The organism is Sphingobium sp. LB126 (assembly GCF_002795205.1).
In the GTDB taxonomy this organism is placed as follows: Bacteria; Pseudomonadota; Alphaproteobacteria; order Sphingomonadales; family Sphingomonadaceae; genus Sphingobium; species Sphingobium chungbukense.
In genome coordinates this window covers 59,471-78,198 of sequence record NZ_NETV01000003.1, presented here as the reverse complement: position 1 = coordinate 78,198, position 18,728 = coordinate 59,471, and the positions used below count along the sequence as shown (strand labels likewise).

20 protein-coding genes are annotated in these 18,728 nt (G+C 64.7%); 9 read left to right on the top strand and 11 right to left on the bottom strand.

Going from position 1 to position 18,728, the window contains the following annotated elements; translation table 11 throughout:
- Window positions 1–8: 8 nt before the first annotated feature.
- Together CAF53_RS21810 and CAF53_RS21805 are read right to left on the bottom strand one after the other, a co-directional pair.
- Complete coding sequence (locus tag CAF53_RS21810) at window positions 9–275, bottom strand: AbrB/MazE/SpoVT family DNA-binding domain-containing protein (RefSeq protein WP_020818770.1); 267 nt, start codon at window positions 273–275, stop codon at window positions 9–11.
- A 191-nt stretch (window positions 276–466) separates the two neighbouring features.
- Window positions 467–931: a DUF736 domain-containing protein gene (locus CAF53_RS21805; protein WP_020818775.1), complete on the bottom strand. Its 465-nt coding sequence runs from the start codon at window positions 929–931 to the stop codon at window positions 467–469.
- 189 nt (window positions 932–1,120) lie between these two features.
- On the opposite strand from CAF53_RS21805, the gene istA reads away from it, so the two are divergent.
- Both istA and istB read left to right on the top strand, forming a co-directional pair.
- Entirely contained in the window at window positions 1,121–2,659 is a 1,539-nt protein-coding gene (gene istA / locus CAF53_RS21800; RefSeq protein WP_066698826.1) for an IS21 family transposase, read from the top strand.
- Entirely contained in the window at window positions 2,646–3,374 is a 729-nt protein-coding gene (gene istB / locus CAF53_RS21795; RefSeq protein ID WP_066698823.1) for an IS21-like element helper ATPase IstB, read from the top strand. Before istA ends, istB begins: the two co-directional genes overlap by 14 nt.
- A gap of 362 nt (window positions 3,375–3,736) precedes the next feature.
- Here the strand turns inward: istB and CAF53_RS28325 are convergent, their stop codons facing one another.
- The 9 genes from CAF53_RS28325 to CAF53_RS21755 form a co-directional block, all read right to left on the bottom strand.
- Window positions 3,737–4,288: a hypothetical protein gene (locus tag CAF53_RS28325; protein WP_020818776.1), complete on the bottom strand. Its 552-nt coding sequence runs from the start codon at window positions 4,286–4,288 to the stop codon at window positions 3,737–3,739.
- Window positions 4,289–4,513: 225 nt separating this feature from the next.
- A complete protein-coding gene (locus tag CAF53_RS28320; RefSeq protein WP_020818777.1) occupies window positions 4,514–5,392 on the bottom strand; it encodes an ATP-binding protein in 879 nt (292 codons plus the stop codon).
- Window positions 5,393–5,476: 84 nt separating this feature from the next.
- Window positions 5,477–5,830: a DUF3768 domain-containing protein gene (locus tag CAF53_RS21785; protein ID WP_020818778.1), complete on the bottom strand. Its 354-nt coding sequence runs from the start codon at window positions 5,828–5,830 to the stop codon at window positions 5,477–5,479.
- Entirely contained in the window at window positions 5,827–6,804 is a 978-nt protein-coding gene (locus tag CAF53_RS21780) for a hypothetical protein (protein ID WP_037485697.1), read from the bottom strand. The genes CAF53_RS21785 and CAF53_RS21780 overlap by 4 nt, the downstream gene beginning before the upstream one ends.
- Before the next feature lie 412 nt (window positions 6,805–7,216).
- A complete protein-coding gene (arsH, locus tag CAF53_RS21775) occupies window positions 7,217–7,999 on the bottom strand; it encodes an arsenical resistance protein ArsH (protein ID WP_021223100.1) in 783 nt (260 codons plus the stop codon).
- A complete protein-coding gene (gene arsB, locus CAF53_RS21770) occupies window positions 7,996–9,069 on the bottom strand; it encodes an ACR3 family arsenite efflux transporter (RefSeq protein WP_025160954.1) in 1,074 nt (357 codons plus the stop codon). Before arsB ends, arsH begins: the two co-directional genes overlap by 4 nt.
- A gap of 13 nt (window positions 9,070–9,082) precedes the next feature.
- Complete coding sequence (gene arsC / locus CAF53_RS21765) at window positions 9,083–9,529, bottom strand: arsenate reductase (glutaredoxin) (RefSeq protein ID WP_020819444.1); 447 nt, start codon at window positions 9,527–9,529, stop codon at window positions 9,083–9,085.
- The gene (locus CAF53_RS21760) at window positions 9,526–10,062 is read right to left on the bottom strand and encodes an arsenate reductase ArsC (protein ID WP_020819443.1); all 537 of its coding nucleotides are present in this window, start codon (window positions 10,060–10,062) and stop codon (window positions 9,526–9,528) included. The genes arsC and CAF53_RS21760 overlap by 4 nt, the downstream gene beginning before the upstream one ends.
- A gap of 10 nt (window positions 10,063–10,072) precedes the next feature.
- Window positions 10,073–10,417: a metalloregulator ArsR/SmtB family transcription factor gene (locus CAF53_RS21755; protein ID WP_025160953.1), complete on the bottom strand. Its 345-nt coding sequence runs from the start codon at window positions 10,415–10,417 to the stop codon at window positions 10,073–10,075.
- A gap of 231 nt (window positions 10,418–10,648) precedes the next feature.
- Here CAF53_RS21755 and CAF53_RS21750 point away from each other — a divergent pair, with 231 nt between their 5' ends.
- The 7 genes from CAF53_RS21750 to CAF53_RS21720 all read left to right on the top strand — a co-directional run bounded on the left by CAF53_RS21750 (window position 10,649) and on the right by CAF53_RS21720 (window position 18,724).
- Window positions 10,649–11,257 (top strand): TetR/AcrR family transcriptional regulator, encoded by a 609-nt coding sequence (locus tag CAF53_RS21750; protein ID WP_020819441.1) that lies wholly within the window; start codon window positions 10,649–10,651, stop codon window positions 11,255–11,257.
- On the top strand, window positions 11,254–12,285 hold the full coding sequence (hlyD, locus tag CAF53_RS21745; RefSeq protein ID WP_020819440.1) for a secretion protein HlyD: 1,032 nt from the start codon (window positions 11,254–11,256) through the stop codon (window positions 12,283–12,285). Before CAF53_RS21750 ends, hlyD begins: the two co-directional genes overlap by 4 nt.
- A gap of 1 nt (window position 12,286) precedes the next feature.
- Window positions 12,287–14,059: an ATP-binding cassette domain-containing protein gene (locus CAF53_RS21740; RefSeq protein WP_020819439.1), complete on the top strand. Its 1,773-nt coding sequence runs from the start codon at window positions 12,287–12,289 to the stop codon at window positions 14,057–14,059.
- Window positions 14,056–15,213, top strand: a complete 1,158-nt coding sequence (locus CAF53_RS21735; RefSeq protein ID WP_021223102.1) for an ABC transporter permease — start codon at window positions 14,056–14,058, stop codon at window positions 15,211–15,213. Before CAF53_RS21740 ends, CAF53_RS21735 begins: the two co-directional genes overlap by 4 nt.
- Window positions 15,214–15,219: 6 nt before the next feature.
- Entirely contained in the window at window positions 15,220–16,344 is a 1,125-nt protein-coding gene (locus CAF53_RS21730; RefSeq protein WP_020819437.1) for an ABC transporter permease, read from the top strand.
- A gap of 98 nt (window positions 16,345–16,442) precedes the next feature.
- A complete protein-coding gene (locus CAF53_RS21725) occupies window positions 16,443–17,867 on the top strand; it encodes an efflux transporter outer membrane subunit (RefSeq protein WP_237229880.1) in 1,425 nt (474 codons plus the stop codon).
- On the top strand, window positions 17,864–18,724 hold the full coding sequence (locus CAF53_RS21720) for a class I SAM-dependent methyltransferase (RefSeq protein WP_020819435.1): 861 nt from the start codon (window positions 17,864–17,866) through the stop codon (window positions 18,722–18,724). Before CAF53_RS21725 ends, CAF53_RS21720 begins: the two co-directional genes overlap by 4 nt.
- Window positions 18,725–18,728: the final 4 nt, after the last annotated feature.

The following is an 18,728-nucleotide window of genomic DNA, read 5'->3' as shown; positions in this document are numbered from 1 at the left end:
GAGCCCGCTCACAGGTCGATGGCCTTTATCGGGAGCAATGTGTCCTCGACATCGGGAAACTGATCATCGGGCCCGAGCGGCTGCAGGGATGCGAGGACTTCCAGAAGATTCTTGCGGCGTACCGGTTCGATAATGAGGCGGTCGCCATCGCGATGGATCATCACGCGGTCACCCGGAAGTTCGAAATCGGCAGGGATGCGCAGAGCCTGACTCTTGTTGTTCCGGAACAGTTTGGCTTCTCGTGGAGGGACGGAAACTGCTTTTTTCCGGGCCATATCGACCTCCTTTGCATATGCATGAACATATGCATTGTACTGGGGAAATGTCAAGATTGTAGCCCATGCCGGGTGTTGCCGTACCAGTCACCGGAGCCGAGCGTGATGCGGCCCTCTGTCATGGAGAAATACAAAAGGCCCCCGCTCCGCGATGGAAGCGAGGGCCTCTTGAAGCAACGACTGGACGGTGCTCAGCTTGCAAAGGCGTGCTCTGCGGAGGATTGGCCGAGGCCGGCCTCGGCGCCCTGGGCCGGCGCGCCGGCGGTTTCGCCTTCGCCGGGCAGCGGCGGCAGCGCGTCATCGGCCTTGCGCGCCATCTCCGAGGCGAGGTCGCGCCGCCGCGTCGGACGCGACCAGACCACGTTGTAGCTGCCGTCCTCCTGGCGGAACGCGGAAATGTAAAGCGGCGCCGCCAGGCTCGGATCCTCGATCTTCCCGTTGAGGAACGCCTCGCCCGTGCCGTTCGAGAACAGCTCGAACAGCGCCCCAACCTGCACCCACGCCCGCGATGCCGACAGCGCCAGCACCTCGAACTTCGGCGCCTTCGGATTGGCCGAGTGCACCTCGCGCAGCGCAATCGTCATCGCAATCGTCAGCGTCTCGATCTTGCCGACGAAAATACCGCCTTCATTCTGCTTGATCGAACCAATGTTCATGGAAAGTCTCCTGGATGATGGTCTCGAACACTGTGTCCGGGACACCGTCCTTCCTCCCCCTCCTCTCCTCGGCCTGTGGATCGGCGTGCAAGAAGGACCCCGTTATGGGGGTGATCGGCGTCTAAAAGGGACCCCCATCTCGATGGTTTAGGTGCGTCCGTTTGGTGATGACCAGACGGCGGGATCGGGATGTTGATTTTGGAGACGGTAGTAAGGATCCGGCGCGAGCACGCCGATGGCAAGTCGATCAAGGCGATCGCGCGGGATCTGCGGTTGTCGCGCAAAGTGGTGAGGAAGGCGATCCGCGCTCCTGAGGCGGGCTTCGCGTATCGGCGCTCGGTGCAGCCACTTCCCCGGATCGGCCCTTTCCAGGAGCGCTTGGACGCTCTGCTGGCCGAGAACGAGGTGCGGCCCCGGCGCGAACGGCTGCGGATGACGCGGATCCACGATCTGCTGGTGCGCGAGGGCCTACCGACAAGCTCAGGAGAGCGTTTGACGGTCTCCTACGATGCTGTCCGGCGTTATGCGAAGCGCTGGCTGGACGAGCGGCGCAAGGATGCAGGTGACGGCGCTGCGGCGTTCATCCCGCTGATGTTCCGGCCCGGCGAGGCATACCAGTTCGACTGGAGCCACGAGGATGTGGAGATCGCCGGCAAGCCGATGCGCGTGAAGGTCGCACATATGCGGCTGTGCGCGTCGCGGGCTGTGTACGTGAGAGCCTATCCCCGTGAGACGCAGGAGATGGTGTTCGATGCCCATGCGCGGGCGTTCGCGTTCTTCGGCGGCGTGCCGACGCGCGGGATCTACGACAACATGAAGACCGCGGTGACGACCGTGTTCACTGGCAAGGAGCGGGTCTTCAACCGGCGCTTCCTGATCATGGCCGACCACTACATGGTCGAGCCCACCGCCTGCTCGCCGGCAGCAGGTTGGGAGAAGGGCCAGGTTGAGCATCAGGTGCAGACGATGCGCGGGCGGTTCTTCCAGCCCCGGCTACGCTTCGCCAGCTTGGAGGAGCTGAACGGGTGGCTGGAGGCGGAGTGCCGCCGGTGGGCGGCGCTGCACCAGCACCCCGATCAGAAGGAGCTGACCATCGCCCAGGCATGGGACGCCGAACGTCCGGCGCTCCAGGCGATGTTGGCGCCGTTCGACGGCTTCCACGAGACGCCGCACGCGGTGACCGGCACCTGCCTCATAAACTTCGACCGCAACCGCTACTCGGTCATGGCCAAGGCGGCACGGCGGGCGGTGCAGGTGCGCGCTTACGCCGACCGGATCGTGGTCCGCCTGGACGACGAGGTCGTGGCCGAGCATCCCCGCTTCTTCGGCCGGGATCGGATGATCCTCGATCCTTGGCACTACCTGCCAGTGCTGGCCAAGAAGCCGGGCGCACTCAGGAACGGGGCACCGTTCCAGGGCTGGGAGTTGCCGCCAGCGCTTGCACGGCTCAGGCGCAAGCTCGGGACTGGCGATGAAGCCGACCGGCGCTTCGTGCGCGTGTTGTCCGCCGTGCTCACCGACGGCCTTGAGGCGGTCGAGGCTGCGATCCGCGAAGCGCTTGCTGCCGGCGCTGCCAGCGACGATGTGATCCTCAACATCCTGGCGCGGCGGCGTGAGCCGCCCCGGCCGAGGACGATCACCACGTCCGACGCACTCGCGCTCAGCCACCCACCGACCGCCGACTGCGCCCGCTACGACCTGCTGCGAGGCGCCCGTGCAGCGGCATGAGATGATCGCCGCGATGAGCGGCCTCGGTCTTAAGGGCATGGCCAGCGCGTTCGATGAGGCGGTCACCACCGGCGTGCAGCGCAAGCGCACCGCCATGGAGATCCTGACCGATCTGCTGCGTGCCGAGGCAGCTCACCGCCACGCGGCATCGATCCGCTATCGCATGAGTGCGGCCAAGCTGCCGGTGGTGAAGGACCTCGACGCGTTCGTGTTCGAAGGCACGCCCATCAACGAGGAGCTGGTGCGCTCGCTCCATGCTGGCGCGTTCCTGCCCGGCCAGCGCAACATCGTCCTGGTCGGCGGCACCGGGACCGGCAAGACCCATCTTGCGGTTGCCATCACCGCCAGCGTGGTGCGTGCCGGTGCCCGCGGCCGCTACTTCAACACCGTCGATCTGGTGAACCGGCTCGAGGAGGAGAGCCGTCTCGGCAAGGCCGGCGCACTCGCGGCCCAGCTCTCGCGTCTCGACCTCGTCGTGCTCGATGAGCTCGGCTATCTGCCGTTCGCACGCTCCGGCGGCCAACTGCTGTTCCACCTTGTTAGCAAGCTCTACGAGCGCACCTCGGTGATCATCACCACCAACCTGGCGTTCGGCGAATGGCCAACCGTGTTCGGCGACCCGAAGATGACGGCCGCGCTGCTCGACCGCATCACCCATCACTGCGACATCGTCGAGACCGGCAACGATAGCTGGCGGCTCAGGAACCGCAGCTAAAACCCTCCCCCCGGACCCCCCACCCGGCGGTTGACCCGGTGGGTCCACAGGAACCTCCCACGGCCGCCACCGCCAGCGCTTGGGGAGGCGCGCGGCGTCGGCCGTGGGTCCCTCCTATGGACTACCGGGACAACCGCCCGACATCACCAAAGGGGGTCCCTCTTCGACGCCGATATGGGGTCCCGGTTCGACGCCTATTTACATCCTCGGCCGTTCGGCCGAGCCAGCGCGCAAGCGCCATAGCCGAGGCCCGCGTCCGCGGCCTCGGGACGATCCGGTCGATCCATGGATCGATCCGAACAGCCCCCGCCTGGTCCCGGCCTGATCAACCCCACCCCCGACGCCAATCGTCGGGCAGCAGATCAGCTGCTCGCCGAAACCCGCTCAATCCGTAGATCCATGGCCTCGCGTCCGATAACGGCGACGAACCGGGAGCCTTCCGGAACGAACCATTGGGTCCGGTAGGCGAGGACGGCGCGCAGGCGCTCGAGCAGGGCCGCTTCATCGCCCAGAAGGAGACGGGTCGCCATTTCCTGCGCATCGAGCAGGAAACGATCGTGCTGCGTATCCCAGCTATCAGCCTCGCGATCGTCGCTGGCGCAAAAGCAGGCGCCGTCGAGCAGATCGACCAGTTCGGCAGGCGTGACGGCCGTGGGTGCCGCCAGGAGAATATTAGCCTCCTCAAAGCTCCAGAAGAGGCCATCGTCATATTCGATGGCGACAGGCGCCGGTATATGAAGCGTTTCAGGGGCGGGGCCAGAAATCGTCAGCACGAGATCCAGTCGCTCGACCGTGCCGCTGTCGATACCGGGAAGGTCCGACCCACCGAGCACAAGCGTCTCGCCCCCCTTGTCGATCTCGAAGCGGAGATCAGTGATCCGGGGAAGCCGGTCATACCAGCCATAGCCCACCATCGCCTCGTCGGATTCGGCGAGCCGTCCCTCATAGCGGCCGTCCTTCGAGAGCGCGAAAGCAGCGCACTGCTCGAGCGGTGGCCCAAAATCATCGATCAGGACGAGATCGTCCGTCGAGGTCAGGTGCTGGCGACCGGACCCGCTATTGTAGTCGGCGACCGCCGGCGTCCATGAGAATAGCTCACCCCGTGCCTCGGGAAGCTGAACATCGAGATCGGCCGCCTCTCACCAGTCCGCGAAGGCCAGACGATGACTGCCGAGCGCCTGGATATGCCGGTAGATGGCGAGGCGGATCGCCGCGCGCAGGCTCTGCAGCGCGCCATTCTCGACCATCTCCTTGCGGGCCGGGAGTACGAGCTGCAATTCCGGAGCATCGACGATGTCGATCTTGGCCGCCCAGTGGCGATCCTTTTCCGCGACCGTTGGAAGGAGCGACGCGACAGTCACGCCATGGAAGTTGATGCTCGGGCTGAAATGCCGGTGAAGATAGTTGCGATAGATGCCGATGCGGACGCCGTCCTGCTCGATGATCGTCTCTGCGCCCTTCAGCCAGTCCTCGCGGAGTAGATCCTGGCCGTCGAGCCGAACCGGAAGCGGGCAATAACGCGCGGCGCTTTGTGCAATAGTCTCGAGTGACTTGAGCCATTGCGCGTCAATCGGCACCCGGATCTCGGTTCCGAACGGGTGGGTGCAGGGCGCAACGGCGATGGGCGCGCCGGACTCCCAATCGCCTGAAGCGATGCGGATCGACCAGCCCTCGCCAGTCGAGCGCGGGCAGGAGCGAATCTCGACATCGCGACCGGCAAGGCTGAACACGCCCATGCCGGCAGGATCCTCCCGCCGCGCGATCTCGTCACCCCAACCCGACCGACCGAGGGCGAGAATGACCGATGGATCCTCGATCCCGGCGCCATCGTCGGCAATGGCGAGAAACGCAGTCCCATCGGCGTCGATGACCTTGAGGTCGACCGCGCTCGCACCCGCCCGGCGTGCGTTCTGGATAAGCTCGGAGAGAATATCGCCGAGCGTGTTATTGAAGAGGCGGGTGACTCTGGTGACGGCGGCAGGATCGACCTGGCTGTTGATCGTGGCGGGAAGGGACATCTGGGGCTCCTCGACAAGTGGAAATTCTCCGCCTGCAGTCCCCCTCCCCTTTTCCCGGACCGCCGAAGGGCGCGATCGAAGCCCTCAATAATCCTCGGCGAGCATGATCGTGAGCACGCGCCGCGTGAGCGATGCGTCCGCTGGATCTTCCGATCCGAATTCGAGGGCGGGATCATAATAGTCGATCTTGAAGAAGATGCGTTCGCCCCGAAGATCGAAGGCGCCGAAGTCTCGTTCCGGGCCGTCGCCGGGGCCAAAGTCATACCGGCGGACGGCGGCGAGGAGTTCAGCCTGGGCAATGATTTCACGAACCGCGTCTTCTTCGCCTGCGAGACGAGCGAGGCAGGCGCGGGTCACGACAAGGCGAGCGGTCGGATCGAAACCCTGGCGGCAACGGTCGTTCAAACGGGCGATCTGTTCTGTAACGGAGATGGTCATGCTGCCTCCTTCAGGCCGGCGTTGAACTGCTCGAGCCACTCCGCCATGGCCGGACGGTCGGGGAGCGGGACATGGGCCGCCACATCCTGGAACCGGATGAGGTCGGCAGGCGCGTCGTGGATGATCGCGTCGATGTCGGCGGCCGGCAGCAACTCTTCGGCGCGGATGAAATCGGTCATGCGCCCGGGCCGCGTGCGCGTCGAGCGGCGCCACAGGCCTTCGACGGTCCTGAGACGCGGGGCCGCTCTCGCCTCGACCAGCACGATGAGGCGCAGACACCAGGACGGAAGGGCGCGAACTTCGTCCGGCTTCATCGCCCCGCAGATGAAGCAGCTCGATTTTGGCGGGACGGGAAGCTGAGCGGCTTCGATCCGGGCGATGCAGGCCGCGCGATCCCAGCCCCATTCGCGCAGTGGGTAGCGGCATTCGAAAAGATCGCTCGTGATGGTCGAGGCATGGGTATAGCGCCGCGTGTCAGCCGGCGATGCGTCGTAGCCGATAAGGCGAACGACCTTCTGGCCGCGCGCCCAGGCGTCCTTGGCCGGTTCCCACTGCTTGAGAAAGGCGTCCTGCGGGGCGACCTTCCATTTGAGCGAGCACGAATGGCGCCCCAGCGAAATGCTCGGCAAGGTGGCGTTCGTCAGAACGTTGGACAGCAGATCGAAATAGGGCGGCCAATGCTTGAAACGGCGCGGTGTGTAGCGCACCGTCACATAGGGAATTCCTCGCGCCGCCATCCAGGCGGCGATCATCTTCTGATAGGCATAAGTTTCCGGCTTCTCGACGCCAGGATCCCCGGTGATCACGAGGTCAGGCGGCGTGCCCCGGCTTTCAAGTTCGAGAAGAAGCGCGGTGCTGTCGACACCGATGCCATAGGCCAGGACGACGGGCTGCGGCGCATCGACGCGAATATAATCGAGCAGGCGCGCGGGAGCGGAGCCGGCCTCGGCCGGGATTGAGGTGAGATCGCACATGGGGATATCCAAATGGGCTTGAGCAGAGCTTTGGCTCGATCACTCCTTCCCACTCCCCTCTCATCTGGACGGCTCCGGCATCGATCCACGTCCATGAGATATTGTTGCGCGCCGTTGGCCGCGGCAGCCTGATTTCGCTATTGGCACCGCCGGCGCACAACAGGCGTCATCGGCGGCGTTTTGCGGAAAAGTGCGCTCAGCCTCGAACCATTCCCATAATCCGTCGCATCGCCGCTGATGTAGAAAGCCGCCCACGCCCCATCCTGGGCACCGGCGATCCAGCTCCTTTCGGACTCGGCATAGCAGCAAGCCGTCACGCCCTCGTCCAGACCCGGTCAGTCGAAGGCACTCAAACGGCCATAAATGTCTGCCAGTTCGTTCTGGATACCGAGACGCGCGGGGCCATTGGGCATCATGCCTTCTGTCGTGGCGGAACCAGAGTCCCATCGATCGAGGCGAGGATTTCCGCCGGAGCAATGACCGGTCGATCCGTTTCGACCCGCTCCGAATAGCGATCGACCAGTTGATCGACATGCGGGCGGAGCAGGACAGTGAAACGCACCAGTTCCTCCATCACGTCGACGATCCGGTCGTAATAGCTCGACGGCTTCATCCGCCCGGCCTCGTCGAACTCGGTGAAGGCTTTGGCGACGCTCGACTGGTTGGGGATGGTGAACATCCGCATCCAGCGGCCGAGGACGCGCAAGCTGTTCACGCTGTTGAACGATTGTGAACCTGCGGAGACCTGCATGACGGCAAGGGCGCGACCCTGCGTCGGGCGCATGCCCTTCAAAGCCAGCGGCAGGTGATCGATCTGCGATTTCATGATCCCGGTGATCTGGCCGTGCCGTTCCGGGCTGCACCAGACCTGGCCCTCGGACCAGAGCGCATGCGCCCGCAGTTCGTGAACCGCCGGATGATCGTCATCCTGGACCTGATCGGGCATCGGCAAATCGGAGGGATCGAAAATCCGCGTTTCGCAGCCGAAGAACTGGAGCAGACGCGCCGCCTCTTCCACCACAAGCCGCGAATAGGACCGTTCGCGCAAGGATCCGTAGAGCAGCAGGATGCGCGGCGGCGGATTGAGATCCCCCAGGCCCAGGGCTGGACGCCGATGAACATAGTCAGGCTTGAGCGCTGGAAGACGGTCGGGATCGGCAAGCGTCCGCAATCGGCTGTGGTTCGTCTCGTTCATGCCCGGACCTCCGCCGGCACGCTGTCGGGGAACCAGCGCCGCCCGAACCAGAAGGCGGCGTTGACCAGCAGGATCAGCACCGGAACCTCGACCAGCGGCCCGATCACCGCAGCGAAGGCGACCGGGGAAGCCAGTCCAAAGGCGGCGATGGCGACCGCAATCGCCAGTTCGAAATTGTTGCCCGCGGCCGTGAACGCCACCGCCGTCGTGCGCGGATAGTCGCTCTCGATCAGCTTGCCCATGAAGAAGCTGATGCTGAATTGAACCACGAAGTAGATGGTGAGCGGGATGGCGATCCGCAGTATGTCACCCGGCAGTGTCACGATCTCATTGCCCTTGAGGCTGAACATGGCGACGATGGTGAACAGCAGCGCGACGAGCGTGATCGGGCCGATCCTGGGCAGAAAGCAGGTTTCATACCATTCATTCCCCCTAGCCTTGACCAGCCATTTGCGGGAGAGAAATCCAGCCAGAAAGGGAATGCCGAGATAGATCAGCACCGCCTCGGCGATGGTCCAGAAGCTGACATTGATAACGCTGCCCTCCAGCCCGAGCAGCGGCGGCAAAAAGGCGAGGAAGAACCAGGCGTAAACGCTGAAGAACAGGATCTGGAAGATTGAATTGAACGCGACCAGCGCAGCCACATACTGGTTGTCGCCCTTGGCGAGATGGTTCCAGACGATGACCATGGCAATGCAACGGGCGAGGCCGATAAGGATCAGGCCTGTCATATATTCCGGCTTGTCGCTGAGGAAGATGACGGCGAGCGCAAACATCAGCACCGGGCCGATGATCCAGTTCTGGATCAACGAGATCGCCAGCACCCGCTTGTCTTCGAACACGCGCGGCAGTTCCTCATAGCGCACCCGCGCGAGCGGCGGATACATCATCAGGATCAGGCCGATGGCGATGGGCAGGTTGGTGGTCCCCCAGGACAGGCTGTCGATCGCCCTTGGCAATCCTTCGAAGGTCGATCCCAGACCCACGCCGAGCGCCATGGCGAGGAAAATCCACAAGGTGAGATACCGATCGAGAAACGACAGGCGTTCACGCCTGGGCTGTGCGGTCATCTTGATCCCTCGTTCAACCGGTGACACGCCTGCCGGCGGCATCGATCACCTGTTCGCCGTCTTCCTTGGCGAAGGCGCTGCGCTGGTCAGCCGGTAGGAGGTCGAGGACCTCCTCGGACGGACGGCAAAGCTTCACGCCCAGCGGCGAGACGACCAGCGGCCGATTGATGAGGATCGGATGTTCCATCATCGCATCGATCAACTGCGCATCAGTGAGATCCGGATTGTCGAGTCCCAGTTCGGCAAAGGGCGTGCCCTTCTCGCGCAGCAGGGCGCGCGGGGTGACGCTGGCGCGGACGATGAGGCTTGCCAGCAAGGCACGCGAAGGCGGAGTCTTGAGGTACTCGATGACATGCGGTTCGATGCCGGCATTGCGGATCATGGCCAGCGCATTGCGCGAGGTTCCGCATTCAGGATTGTGGTAGATGACGATGTCGACAGGCGTCTCCGGGTGGGTCATTCGCATGCTCCTGCCCTGACGCTGGCGCCCTCGCTCTGGCCGATTTCCCTGAGTTTGCGCCGCATCGCCATCTCGTCGAGGCTGGCGAGCGGGAGCGCGAGGAACAGCGAAATACGGTTCTGCAAGTAGCGCAGGGCCTGCATGAAGGCCTCGCGCTGATCATCGCCTTCGACGGCGGCCGGATCCTCGATGCCCCAGTGCGCCGTCATCGGATGGCCGATCCACACGGGACATGTTTCGCCTGCGGCGTTATCGCAGACGGTGAAGATGAAATCGAATTGCGGCGCGTCCGGCACGGCGAACTCGTCCCAGCTTTTCGAACGCATGCCCGCTGTGTCGAACCCAAGCCCGTTCAAAACCGAGAGCGCCATCGGATGGACTTCGCCCCTGGGCTGGCTGCCGGCGCTCCAGGCGCGGAAACGCCCTTCCCCCAGCTTGTTCATGATGGCTTCGCCCAAGATCGAGCGGGCGCTGTTACCGGTGCACAGGAAGAGCACGTTGTAGGTCTTGCCGGGGCCGATCGTGTCGGACATGGGAGTAACCTCAGGCCTTGCAGTCGAGCTCGCCGAACAGATCGGCGCACATTTCAGGGACGCCCTGGCAGCAGTCCTCCATCAGGAAGGCCAGCAGCCGGCGCATCCCCTCATAATCGGCGCGATAGTGGATGAGCCGGCTTTCCCGCTCGGACTCCACGAGTCCCGCCCGTTCAAGAATACCCAGATGATGCGACATGGTGGACGGAGGCACATTGGCGGCCTGCGCGATGGCGCCGGCGATCAGTCCATCGGGCCCTGCCTTCACCAACATACGAAAGACAGACAGGCGCGTGTCATGCGCCAGCGCGCCAAGCGCCTCGACGGCCGAGTCCTGCGGATTGAACTCCTTCATGGTCGATTCCATCCTTCCAAACTCATCGAATAATAGTAGGCGCCTGCGCGGTCAATCTACATTTCGAGAAGTATAGAATCATATACCACTATGGAGATGGCCGATGGTCTGAGTGACCATGATGCACTCATGCGGATGGGCCGACAGCCTCGATCCAGGCGGAACCATCTTGCGCCAGACGCTCATGACAGATAGATAGTAATAGATTACTATCTTTTGAAGGCGCAAGCTATGAACGGGCGGTCCAGACATCTTCCCGCTGACGAGCGACGGGCGGCGACCGTGGAGGCGGTGGTCGGCCTGGCCGCGGAACAGAACCCGAGCGACATCACCACGACGGCCATCGCCCAGCGGATGGGTCTGACCCAGGGCGCGCTCTTCCGCCACTTCCCGACCAAGGACGCCATCCTGCAGGCGGTGATGTCCTGGGTGACCGAGCGCTTGCTCGGCCGCGTGGACAAGGCGGTCGAGGAAGCCGCCTCTCCGGCTGCCGCGCTTGAAGCGGTTTTCATGACGCATATCGATTTCGTGTCTGATCACCCGGGTGTACCGCGAATGCTGTTCGGGGAGTTGCAGCGACCGGGCGAGACGCTTCCCAAGCGCATGGCCCAGACCCTGATCCGCCATTATGGCGAACGGCTGCATACCCTGCTCGACGCCGGAAAGGCACGGGGCGAACTGCATGCGGACCTCGATCCGGAAGCCGCGGCCACCCTGTTCATCGGCACGGTCCAGGGCCTGGTCATGCAATCCATGCTGGCGGACGATGTGACCCGCATCCGCAGCGATGCGCCCGGCGTGTTCGCCATCTATCTGCGCGGCGTCGGAGCATCATCATGAAGAACATCCGCCTGTCCGGCACGACAAAGCGGATCCTGATCATTGCGGCCGTCATCGTGATCATCGGTGCTGGATGGCTGTGGATGCAGCGGGGCAGCCGCGACGGCGACGCCCTCAATCTGTACGGCAATGTCGACATCCGGGAGGTGCAATTGGCCTTCCGCCAGTCCGGCCGCGTCGCGCAGATGCTGTTCGATGAAGGCGATCATGTCGAGCCGGGCGCACATATGGCGACTCTCGACGCGCAGCCGTTCGAGGAAGCGCTCGCGGCCGCCGACGCCGCCGTAGCGGCCGCACAGGCAGACCTCGACAAACTGCGCCGCGGGCTGCGGCCGCAGGAGATTGCGCAGGCGCAGGAGGCCCTCAATCAGGCCCTGGCCGTCGCCAGGGACACGGAGCGTAATTTTGATCGGCAGAGCCAGTTGCTCGCGTCGGGAGCCGCCAGTCAAAAGACGGTCGATGCCGCGCGCACTGCGCGCGATCAGGCCGCCGCCAGTGTCAAGGCGGCCCGGGCCGCGCATTCGCAAGCCGCCGAAGGCTTCCGCAAGGAAGACATCGCGGCGGGGCAAGCGCGCCTCGCCGCCGCACAGGCAGCACGGGCTCAAGCCGCCACCGCGCTCGCCGACACGGTTCTGCTTGCACCCGGCACCGGCACGATCATCGCACGGGTGCGCGAACCCGGCAGCATGGCTGTCAGCCAAAGCCCGGTCTATAGCCTCAGCCTTGATGCTCCGGTTTATGTGCGGGCTTATGTCGGCGAACCGGATCTGGGGCGTATCGCGCCCGGAATGCGGGTGCGCGTTCGCAGCGATTCCTCCGACAAACTCTATCAAGGCCAGATCGGGTTCATTTCGCCTCGCGCCGAGTTCACGCCCAAAACGGTAGAAACGACCGATCTGCGCACGGATCTGGTCTATCGTCTGCGGATCGTGGTCACCAATGCCGATGCCGCGCTGCGTCAGGGCATGCCGGTAACGATCGAGGTCGTAGTCGGACAAACCTCCGGCGCGCGCGCCAAAGGCCGCTGACGTGCCGCCCGCCACCGCGCCACAGGAGCAAAATGGCGATGTCGCGGTCGTCATCGACAGGTTGAGCAAGCATTTCGGCAGTGCGCCTGCGTTACAGGATCTCAGCGCGCAGATAAGCTATGGCCGACTGACCGGGCTGGTCGGGCCGGACGGCGCGGGCAAGACCACCTTGATGCGTATCCTGACAGGACTGCTGGTGCCGAACAGCGGCCACGCCAGGGTAGCGGGCTTCGATGTGGTGGACGACAATGACGCCATCCATGTCGCGACCGGCTACATGCCGCAACGCTTTGGCCTCTACGAAGACCTGTCGGTCATGGAGAATATGCGGCTCTATGCGCAGTTGCGCGGTATGGCCGCCGATGGACACGCCGACCTGTTCGCCCAACTGCTCGACTTCACACGTCTTGCCCCCTTTACCGGACGCCTGGCGGGCAAGCTCTCCGGCGGCATGAAGCAGAAGCTGGGTCTCGCCTGCGCATTGATGGCCCGGCCTGCTGTCCTGCTGCTCGATGAACCGGGTGTCGGTGTCGATCCGGTCAGCCGTCAGGATCTGTGGCGCATGGTGCAGGCGCTGACCGACGAAGGGATGGCCGTAGTCTGGTCGACCGCCTATCTCGACGAAGCCGAACGCTGCGACAGCGTGCTGCTGCTCAACGAAGGGCGGCTCGCCTATGACGGACCGCCCGGAGAGCTGACCGCGCGCCTTACAAGCCGGAGCTTTCGGCTGGAACAGGTCGGCGAGCGGCGGCGGGCCGTGCTAGCCGAAGTGCTCAGCCTGGACAGTGTCGGCGACGGGGTGATCCAGGGCGCCGGCGTCCGCGTGGTGCTGCGCGCCGATGCGGGAACCGAGCAAATTAGCGCGCTCGCCGATCGGGTCGGCGCACAACTGAAAGCGGTGCCTGCCCGCTTCGAGGATGCTTTCATTGATCTTCTGGGCGGCGGTCCGGGCGGCACATCGGCGCTTGCCGAAGGGATGCCGCCGGTCGAACTGGCTTCAGACGTTGCCGTCTCCTGCCGCGATCTGACCAAGCGTTTCGGCGATTTCACCGCCACCGACATGGTGAGCTTCGAGGTCCGCAAGGGCGAGATATTCGGTCTGCTCGGGCCGAACGGCGCCGGCAAATCGACCACCTTCAAGATGCTGTGCGGCCTGCTCAAACCCACCAGCGGCGAAGCGCAGGTGGTGGGGCTGGACCTGCGCCGGGCGACCGGTGCTGCCAAAGGCCAGCTTGGCTATATGGCGCAGAAATTCTCGCTCTATGGTTTGCTGTCCGTGCGGCAGAACCTGGAGTTCTCCGCGGGCGTCTATGGCCTGAAAGGCGCCGCGCGGCAGGCGCGGATCGACGAGATGATCGACATCTTCGGGCTGCAACCCTGGCTGTCGGCGGCGCCGGAGTCCCTGCCGCTCGGGGTCAGGCAACGTCTGGCGCTGGCCTGCGCGGTGATGCACCGCCCGCCCGTGCTGTTCCTGGATGAACCGACTTCGGGCGTCGATCCCATCACGCGCCGCGAATTCTGGACCCATATCAACGGCCTTGCCCGCAAGGGGGTGACGGTGATGGTCACCACCCATTTCATGGACGAGGCGGAATATTGCGACCGGGTGGCGATGCTCTATCGCGCCCGGCTGATCGCGCTCGACACGCCGGACGCCCTCAAACGCAGCGCGGTAAGCGATCTCCGTCCGGACCCGACCATGGAAGACGCCTTCATTCATCTGGTCGAAGCCGAGGACCGCGCTGACGAAGCCCGCAGCGGAGTTGCCGCATGAACGGCGCGGGCGGATCGCGAACGGACCTTCAAGCCATGCGCCGCTTCGATCCGAAGCGCCTTTGGGCGCTGGTGTTCAAGGAAAGCCTGCAGGCGATGCGCGACCCGTCCACGCTGCTGATCGCCTTCGCCCTTCCGGTCGTGCTGCTGCTGCTGTTTTCCTATGCGGTATCACTCGATGTGCGCGCGGTGCGCATCGGCGTCGTGCAGGAATCCGAATCTGCTTCGGCGCAATCGCTGGCCGCCGCCTTCGCCGGCACCCGTTATCTGGACGTCACCTTCGCCCATGACCGGCGCGAAGTCGCCGACCAGGTCGTCTCGGGCGATTTGCGCGGATTTGTGGTGATCCCGCAGGATTTCGAGCAGCGCCTGGCCGATCGCGGCACGCGGCCTCTGGTGCAGATCATCGCCGACGGTTCGCAGCCCAATACCGCCAACTATGTCACCAACTATGCGCAGGGCGTGGTGCAGACCTGGCGGGGCGGGCTTGATGGCGAGACGCCACGCGCAGCCGTCACGATGGAGCCGCGCTACTGGTTCAACGCCGAACTGGAAAGCCGCCGCGCGCTGGTGCCCGGCGCGATCGCCATCGTCATGACCATCATCGGCACCATGCTGACCGCGCTGGTGGTGGCGCGCGAATGGGAGCGCGGCACGATGGAAGCGGTGCTCTCCACGCCCGCATCGGTCGCGGAGATCCTGATCGGCAAGCTCCTGCCCTATTTTGCGCTCGGCATGCTGGCCACGCTCGGTGCGACCGCGCTGGCGGTCTTCGTGTTCGGCGTGCCGCTGCGCGGATCGCTGGCGGCGCTCCTGCTGCTTTCGGCCACCTTCATGGTGCCGGCGCTGGGCCAAGGGCTGCTGATTTCGTCTGTCACCCGCAACCAGTTCCTGGCCGCGCAGATCGCCTTGTTCTCCGGTTTTCTGCCGGCCTTCATGCTGTCGGGCTTTCTCTATGAGATCGACGCGATGCCCGCGCCGATCCGGGCCATCACCTGGGCGATACCGGCGCGCTATTTCGTCTCTTCGCTAAAAACCGTCTTTCTGGCCGGCGACATCTGGGCCGTCTTCGTGCCGAACCTGCTGGCGATGGGCGCCATCGGCGTCCTGTTTTTCCTCCTGGCCAAGCGCGCCACGCGCAAGAATCTGGAGTGACGAGCCATGACGCGGCACAATGGCTATCTCTCTTTCACCCGGCTGCGAGCCCAGTTCGTCAAGGAAGTGCTGAGCATCCTGCGCGATCCGCGCAGCCGCATGGTGGTGTTCATGCCGCCGCTGCTGCAACTGCTGGTGTTCGCCTTCGCCGCGACGCTCGAAGTGCGCAACGTCGATATTGCCGTGCATAATCAGGATGCGGGCCGCTGGTCGCATGAACTGATCGCGCGGCTCGATCGGGCCGACTTCATTACCCAGGTCTATCGCGTGACCGACGGTCAGGAACTGGGACGCCTGATCGACCAGGGCAAGGTGATCGCGGCGCTCGACATCCAGCCGGACTTTTCGCGCGCAATCGCTGCCGGAGACAGCGGCCGTATCCAGCTGTTGATCGACGGCCGGCGCAGCAATTCGGGACAGATCACCGCCAGTTATCTCTCCGCCATCGCCGCCGAAGTCGGCGCGGAGGCCAACCCCGGCACAGGTCCTGCGACGCCAGTGGCGGTACGCAACTGGTTCAATCCCAATCTGACGTATCGCTGGTTCATCGTCCCGGGCCTCTCCGGCATCCTGGCGTTCTTCAGCGCACTGCTCATAACCTCGCTGTCGATCGCCCGTGAACGCGAACTGGGAACCTTCGACCAGTTGCTGGTCTCACCAACCTCCACGCCGGAAATCATCCTGTCCAAATCCTTGCCGGCGCTGGTCATCGGCACCATGCTCGGACTTCTGATGATGGCCGCGGCCGCGGGACCGTTCCGGATTCCGTTCAACGGGTCGTTCGCGCTGCTGTTTGTCAGCCTGGTCCTGTTCATCCTGTCGGTGGTGGGCATCGGTCTGATGATTTCGGCGATCAGCGCGACCCAGCAACAGGCCATCCTGGGCGCCTTCGCCATCGGCGTGCCATCCGTCCTGATGTCGGGATTTGCCACGCCGGTCGAGAACATGCCCATGCTGCTGCAATGGCTGGCGCAGGCGATTCCACTCACCCATTTCCTGGTCATCGTCGAGGGCAGCTTTCTCAAAGCCATGGCGCCGGGCGACATATTTGCCAGCCTCTGGCCATTGGCGATGATCGCCCTGGTGTCGCTCACCATGGCCACCATCTTCGTTCGAGGACGCCTGCAATGAGATCGCCCCGCCACAGTCATGCGCCGTCATTGTCTGATACGGGCGGACGTTCCCCGCGATGGTCGCGCTACGCAATATTGATAGCTGGCTGCAGTTCGTTGACGGCCTGTATGGTCGGCCCCAACTACCGGGCGCCACCTGCCGTTGACACGGGTAGTGGCTGGAGCCGGCCGGTTGGGGAAGCGTCGGCGCCAACGGACCTGGACCGCTGGTGGAGGGCCCTGGGCGATCCCGAACTGGAGAGGCTGGTCGATACCGCACTGGCGCAAAATCTCGATATCCGTCAAGCCACCGCACGGATCGACGAGGCGCGCGCGCTGCGAGACCGCGCCGCTGGCCGGCAACTGCCCACGGTTTCTGCTGGCGCCAGTGTGAACCAGCGTCGGCAAAGCGAGAACGGCCCGCTGCCCGTTGGGTCCATTCCCGGCCTCGATGCGTCTCAGACGATCTACGATGCCGGCTTCGACGCGGCCTGGGAACTCGACCTGTTCGGCGCGAACCGGCGGGCGCTGGAAGGCGCGAACGCCCGCTTGCAGGCAAGTGAAGCGGAGGCGCAGGGCGTGCGTATGCGGATCGCGGCCGAAGTCGCACGCGCATGGTTCGAGGCGACCGGCGCCAGAGAAGAATTACGCGCGCAGCGGGCGACGGTGGCGACGCTGCACCAGACGCTGGAACTCATGCGCGGTCGCGCGGCGCTCGGCGATGTTGCCGGTGCCGACGTGGACGCAACCCATGAACGCTGGGCCGCCGCCAACGCCCTGCTGCCGGGCATAGAGGCGCGGCAGCGTGCGGCAGTGCTCGGCCTTGGTGTCCTGCTCGGCTCACCGCCGGAACGTGAACTCAAGCTGCTCGATGCAACTGCATCGTCTCTCATACTGCCGGCGCTGCCCGTGGGGGAACGGGCCGATATATTGCGGCGTCGCCCCGATGTTCTGGCTGCCGAACGGCGCCTCGCCGCCAGCACCGCCGATATCGGCGTGGCGACCACCGAACTGTTTCCCAAGCTCTCTATCGCAGCGGGCGGCGGATTTCAGGCGCTTAGCACGGGCGACTGGTTCGACACCTCCAGCACCCGCTACTCCATCCTGCCGCTCATTTCCTGGCGCTTGTTCGACGGCGGCCGCGTGCGCGCGGAGATACGCGCGCGGGAGGCCGTTCAGCGGCAGGCCGCGCTGGGCTATGAACAGGCCGTCCTGGCCGCATTGGGCGACGCGGAGCGCGCCTTGAGCGACTATGACGCCGGACGCGATGCGCTCGCGCGGCGTCAAACGGCGCTGGACGCTGCGCGTCGAAGTGTCGGCCACGCCGAGGCCCGTTTTGCCGCCGGCGATATCGCGGGGATTGAACTGCTTGCGGCCGAGCGCCTCCTGCACGAAGCTGAAACCGCCTGTGCCCGCGCGCATGCCACAACGGCGGTGCAACTGGTGGCGTTGTACAAGGCGATCGGTGGGGGCTGGGACTTGCCCGATGCGCCGACTTCCAAACACGTTTCAATTGGTGCCACAGTGGGAGAAGGGCAATGAATGACGCTGACGGGAACAGCAAGGAACCGGCCGCGCACGACTGGGCGGGGGAAGCGGGCACACGCTGGCTCGCCCAGCTCGACCGTTTCGAGAGCATGATCGAACCGATCGGCGCAGCGCTGCTCGCGCGAGCAGCCTATGTTGCCGGGGAGAAGGTGGTCGATATCGGCTGCGGCGGCGGCTGGACGACGAGGCGGATCGCCGAAAGGACGGGCAACACGGGATTGGCGCTCGGCCTCGACATATCGCCCGAACTGGTGGCGGCGGCAACGGATCGGGCGCAGCGCGCCGGTCTTGCCAACATCCGCTTCGAACAAGGCGACGCCGCGACGGCCATGCCCGAAGAAGCCCCCTTCGACCGGCTGCATTCCCGCTTCGGCACGATGTTCTTTCCCGAACCCTATGCCGCATTCGCCAATCTGCGCCGGATGCTGCGTGCCGGTGGACGGCTCGACATCGCGGTGTGGGCGCCGATCGCCGACAATCCGTGGCAGCGCAATGTCATGGCCGCGATCCGCCGGCATATCGACCTGCCCACGCCGCAGCCGCGCGAGCCCGGCCCCTTCGCGCTGGGCGAGCAGGATTATGTCACCGATCTTCTGCAAAGCGCCGGCTTCTGTGACATATCGTTCGACGCCTGGACGGGCGAGCAGCGCGTCGGCGGACCCGGCAGCGATCCCGAGAGCGCCACCCGCTTCGTGCTCGACGGCATGCAGGTCGGCGATCTCGTCCGGGCGAGCGGGGACGACACACGCGCAGCCGTTCACCGCAGCCTGGTCGAACTGTTCGAGCGCAATTGCGATAATGAAGGTGTTCGCATGGGCGCGAAAGCCTGGCTGGTGAGCGCCCGCGCGTGACCTG

Excerpts from the sequence above, each read along its gene's own strand:
- arsC (WP_020819444.1), bottom strand. The coding sequence starts at position 9,529 with ATGACCCACCCGGAGACGCCTGTCGACATCGTCATCTACCACAATCCT.
- CAF53_RS21755 (WP_025160953.1), bottom strand. The coding sequence starts at position 10,417 with ATGAAGGAGTTCAATCCGCAGGACTCGGCCGTCGAGGCGCTTGGCGCG.
- CAF53_RS28320 (WP_020818777.1), bottom strand. The coding sequence starts at position 5,392 with ATGTCCCTTCCCGCCACGATCAACAGCCAGGTCGATCCTGCCGCCGTC.
- CAF53_RS21750 (WP_020819441.1), top strand. The coding sequence starts at position 10,649 with ATGAACGGGCGGTCCAGACATCTTCCCGCTGACGAGCGACGGGCGGCG.
- CAF53_RS21810 (WP_020818770.1), bottom strand. The coding sequence starts at position 275 with ATGGCCCGGAAAAAAGCAGTTTCCGTCCCTCCACGAGAAGCCAAACTG.
- istA (WP_066698826.1), top strand. The coding sequence starts at position 1,121 with ATGTTGATTTTGGAGACGGTAGTAAGGATCCGGCGCGAGCACGCCGAT.
- CAF53_RS21720 (WP_020819435.1), top strand. The coding sequence starts at position 17,864 with ATGAATGACGCTGACGGGAACAGCAAGGAACCGGCCGCGCACGACTGG.
- arsH (WP_021223100.1), bottom strand. The coding sequence starts at position 7,999 with ATGAACGAGACGAACCACAGCCGATTGCGGACGCTTGCCGATCCCGAC.
- CAF53_RS21780 (WP_037485697.1), bottom strand. The coding sequence starts at position 6,804 with ATGTGCGATCTCACCTCAATCCCGGCCGAGGCCGGCTCCGCTCCCGCG.
- arsB (WP_025160954.1), bottom strand. The coding sequence starts at position 9,069 with ATGACCGCACAGCCCAGGCGTGAACGCCTGTCGTTTCTCGATCGGTAT.
- CAF53_RS21760 (WP_020819443.1), bottom strand. The coding sequence starts at position 10,062 with ATGTCCGACACGATCGGCCCCGGCAAGACCTACAACGTGCTCTTCCTG.
- CAF53_RS21805 (WP_020818775.1), bottom strand. The coding sequence starts at position 931 with ATGAACATTGGTTCGATCAAGCAGAATGAAGGCGGTATTTTCGTCGGC.
- hlyD (WP_020819440.1), top strand. The coding sequence starts at position 11,254 with ATGAAGAACATCCGCCTGTCCGGCACGACAAAGCGGATCCTGATCATT.
- CAF53_RS21785 (WP_020818778.1), bottom strand. The coding sequence starts at position 5,830 with ATGACCATCTCCGTTACAGAACAGATCGCCCGTTTGAACGACCGTTGC.
- CAF53_RS21735 (WP_021223102.1), top strand. The coding sequence starts at position 14,056 with ATGAACGGCGCGGGCGGATCGCGAACGGACCTTCAAGCCATGCGCCGC.
- CAF53_RS28325 (WP_020818776.1), bottom strand. The coding sequence starts at position 4,288 with ATGGTGGGCTATGGCTGGTATGACCGGCTTCCCCGGATCACTGATCTC.
- CAF53_RS21730 (WP_020819437.1), top strand. The coding sequence starts at position 15,220 with ATGACGCGGCACAATGGCTATCTCTCTTTCACCCGGCTGCGAGCCCAG.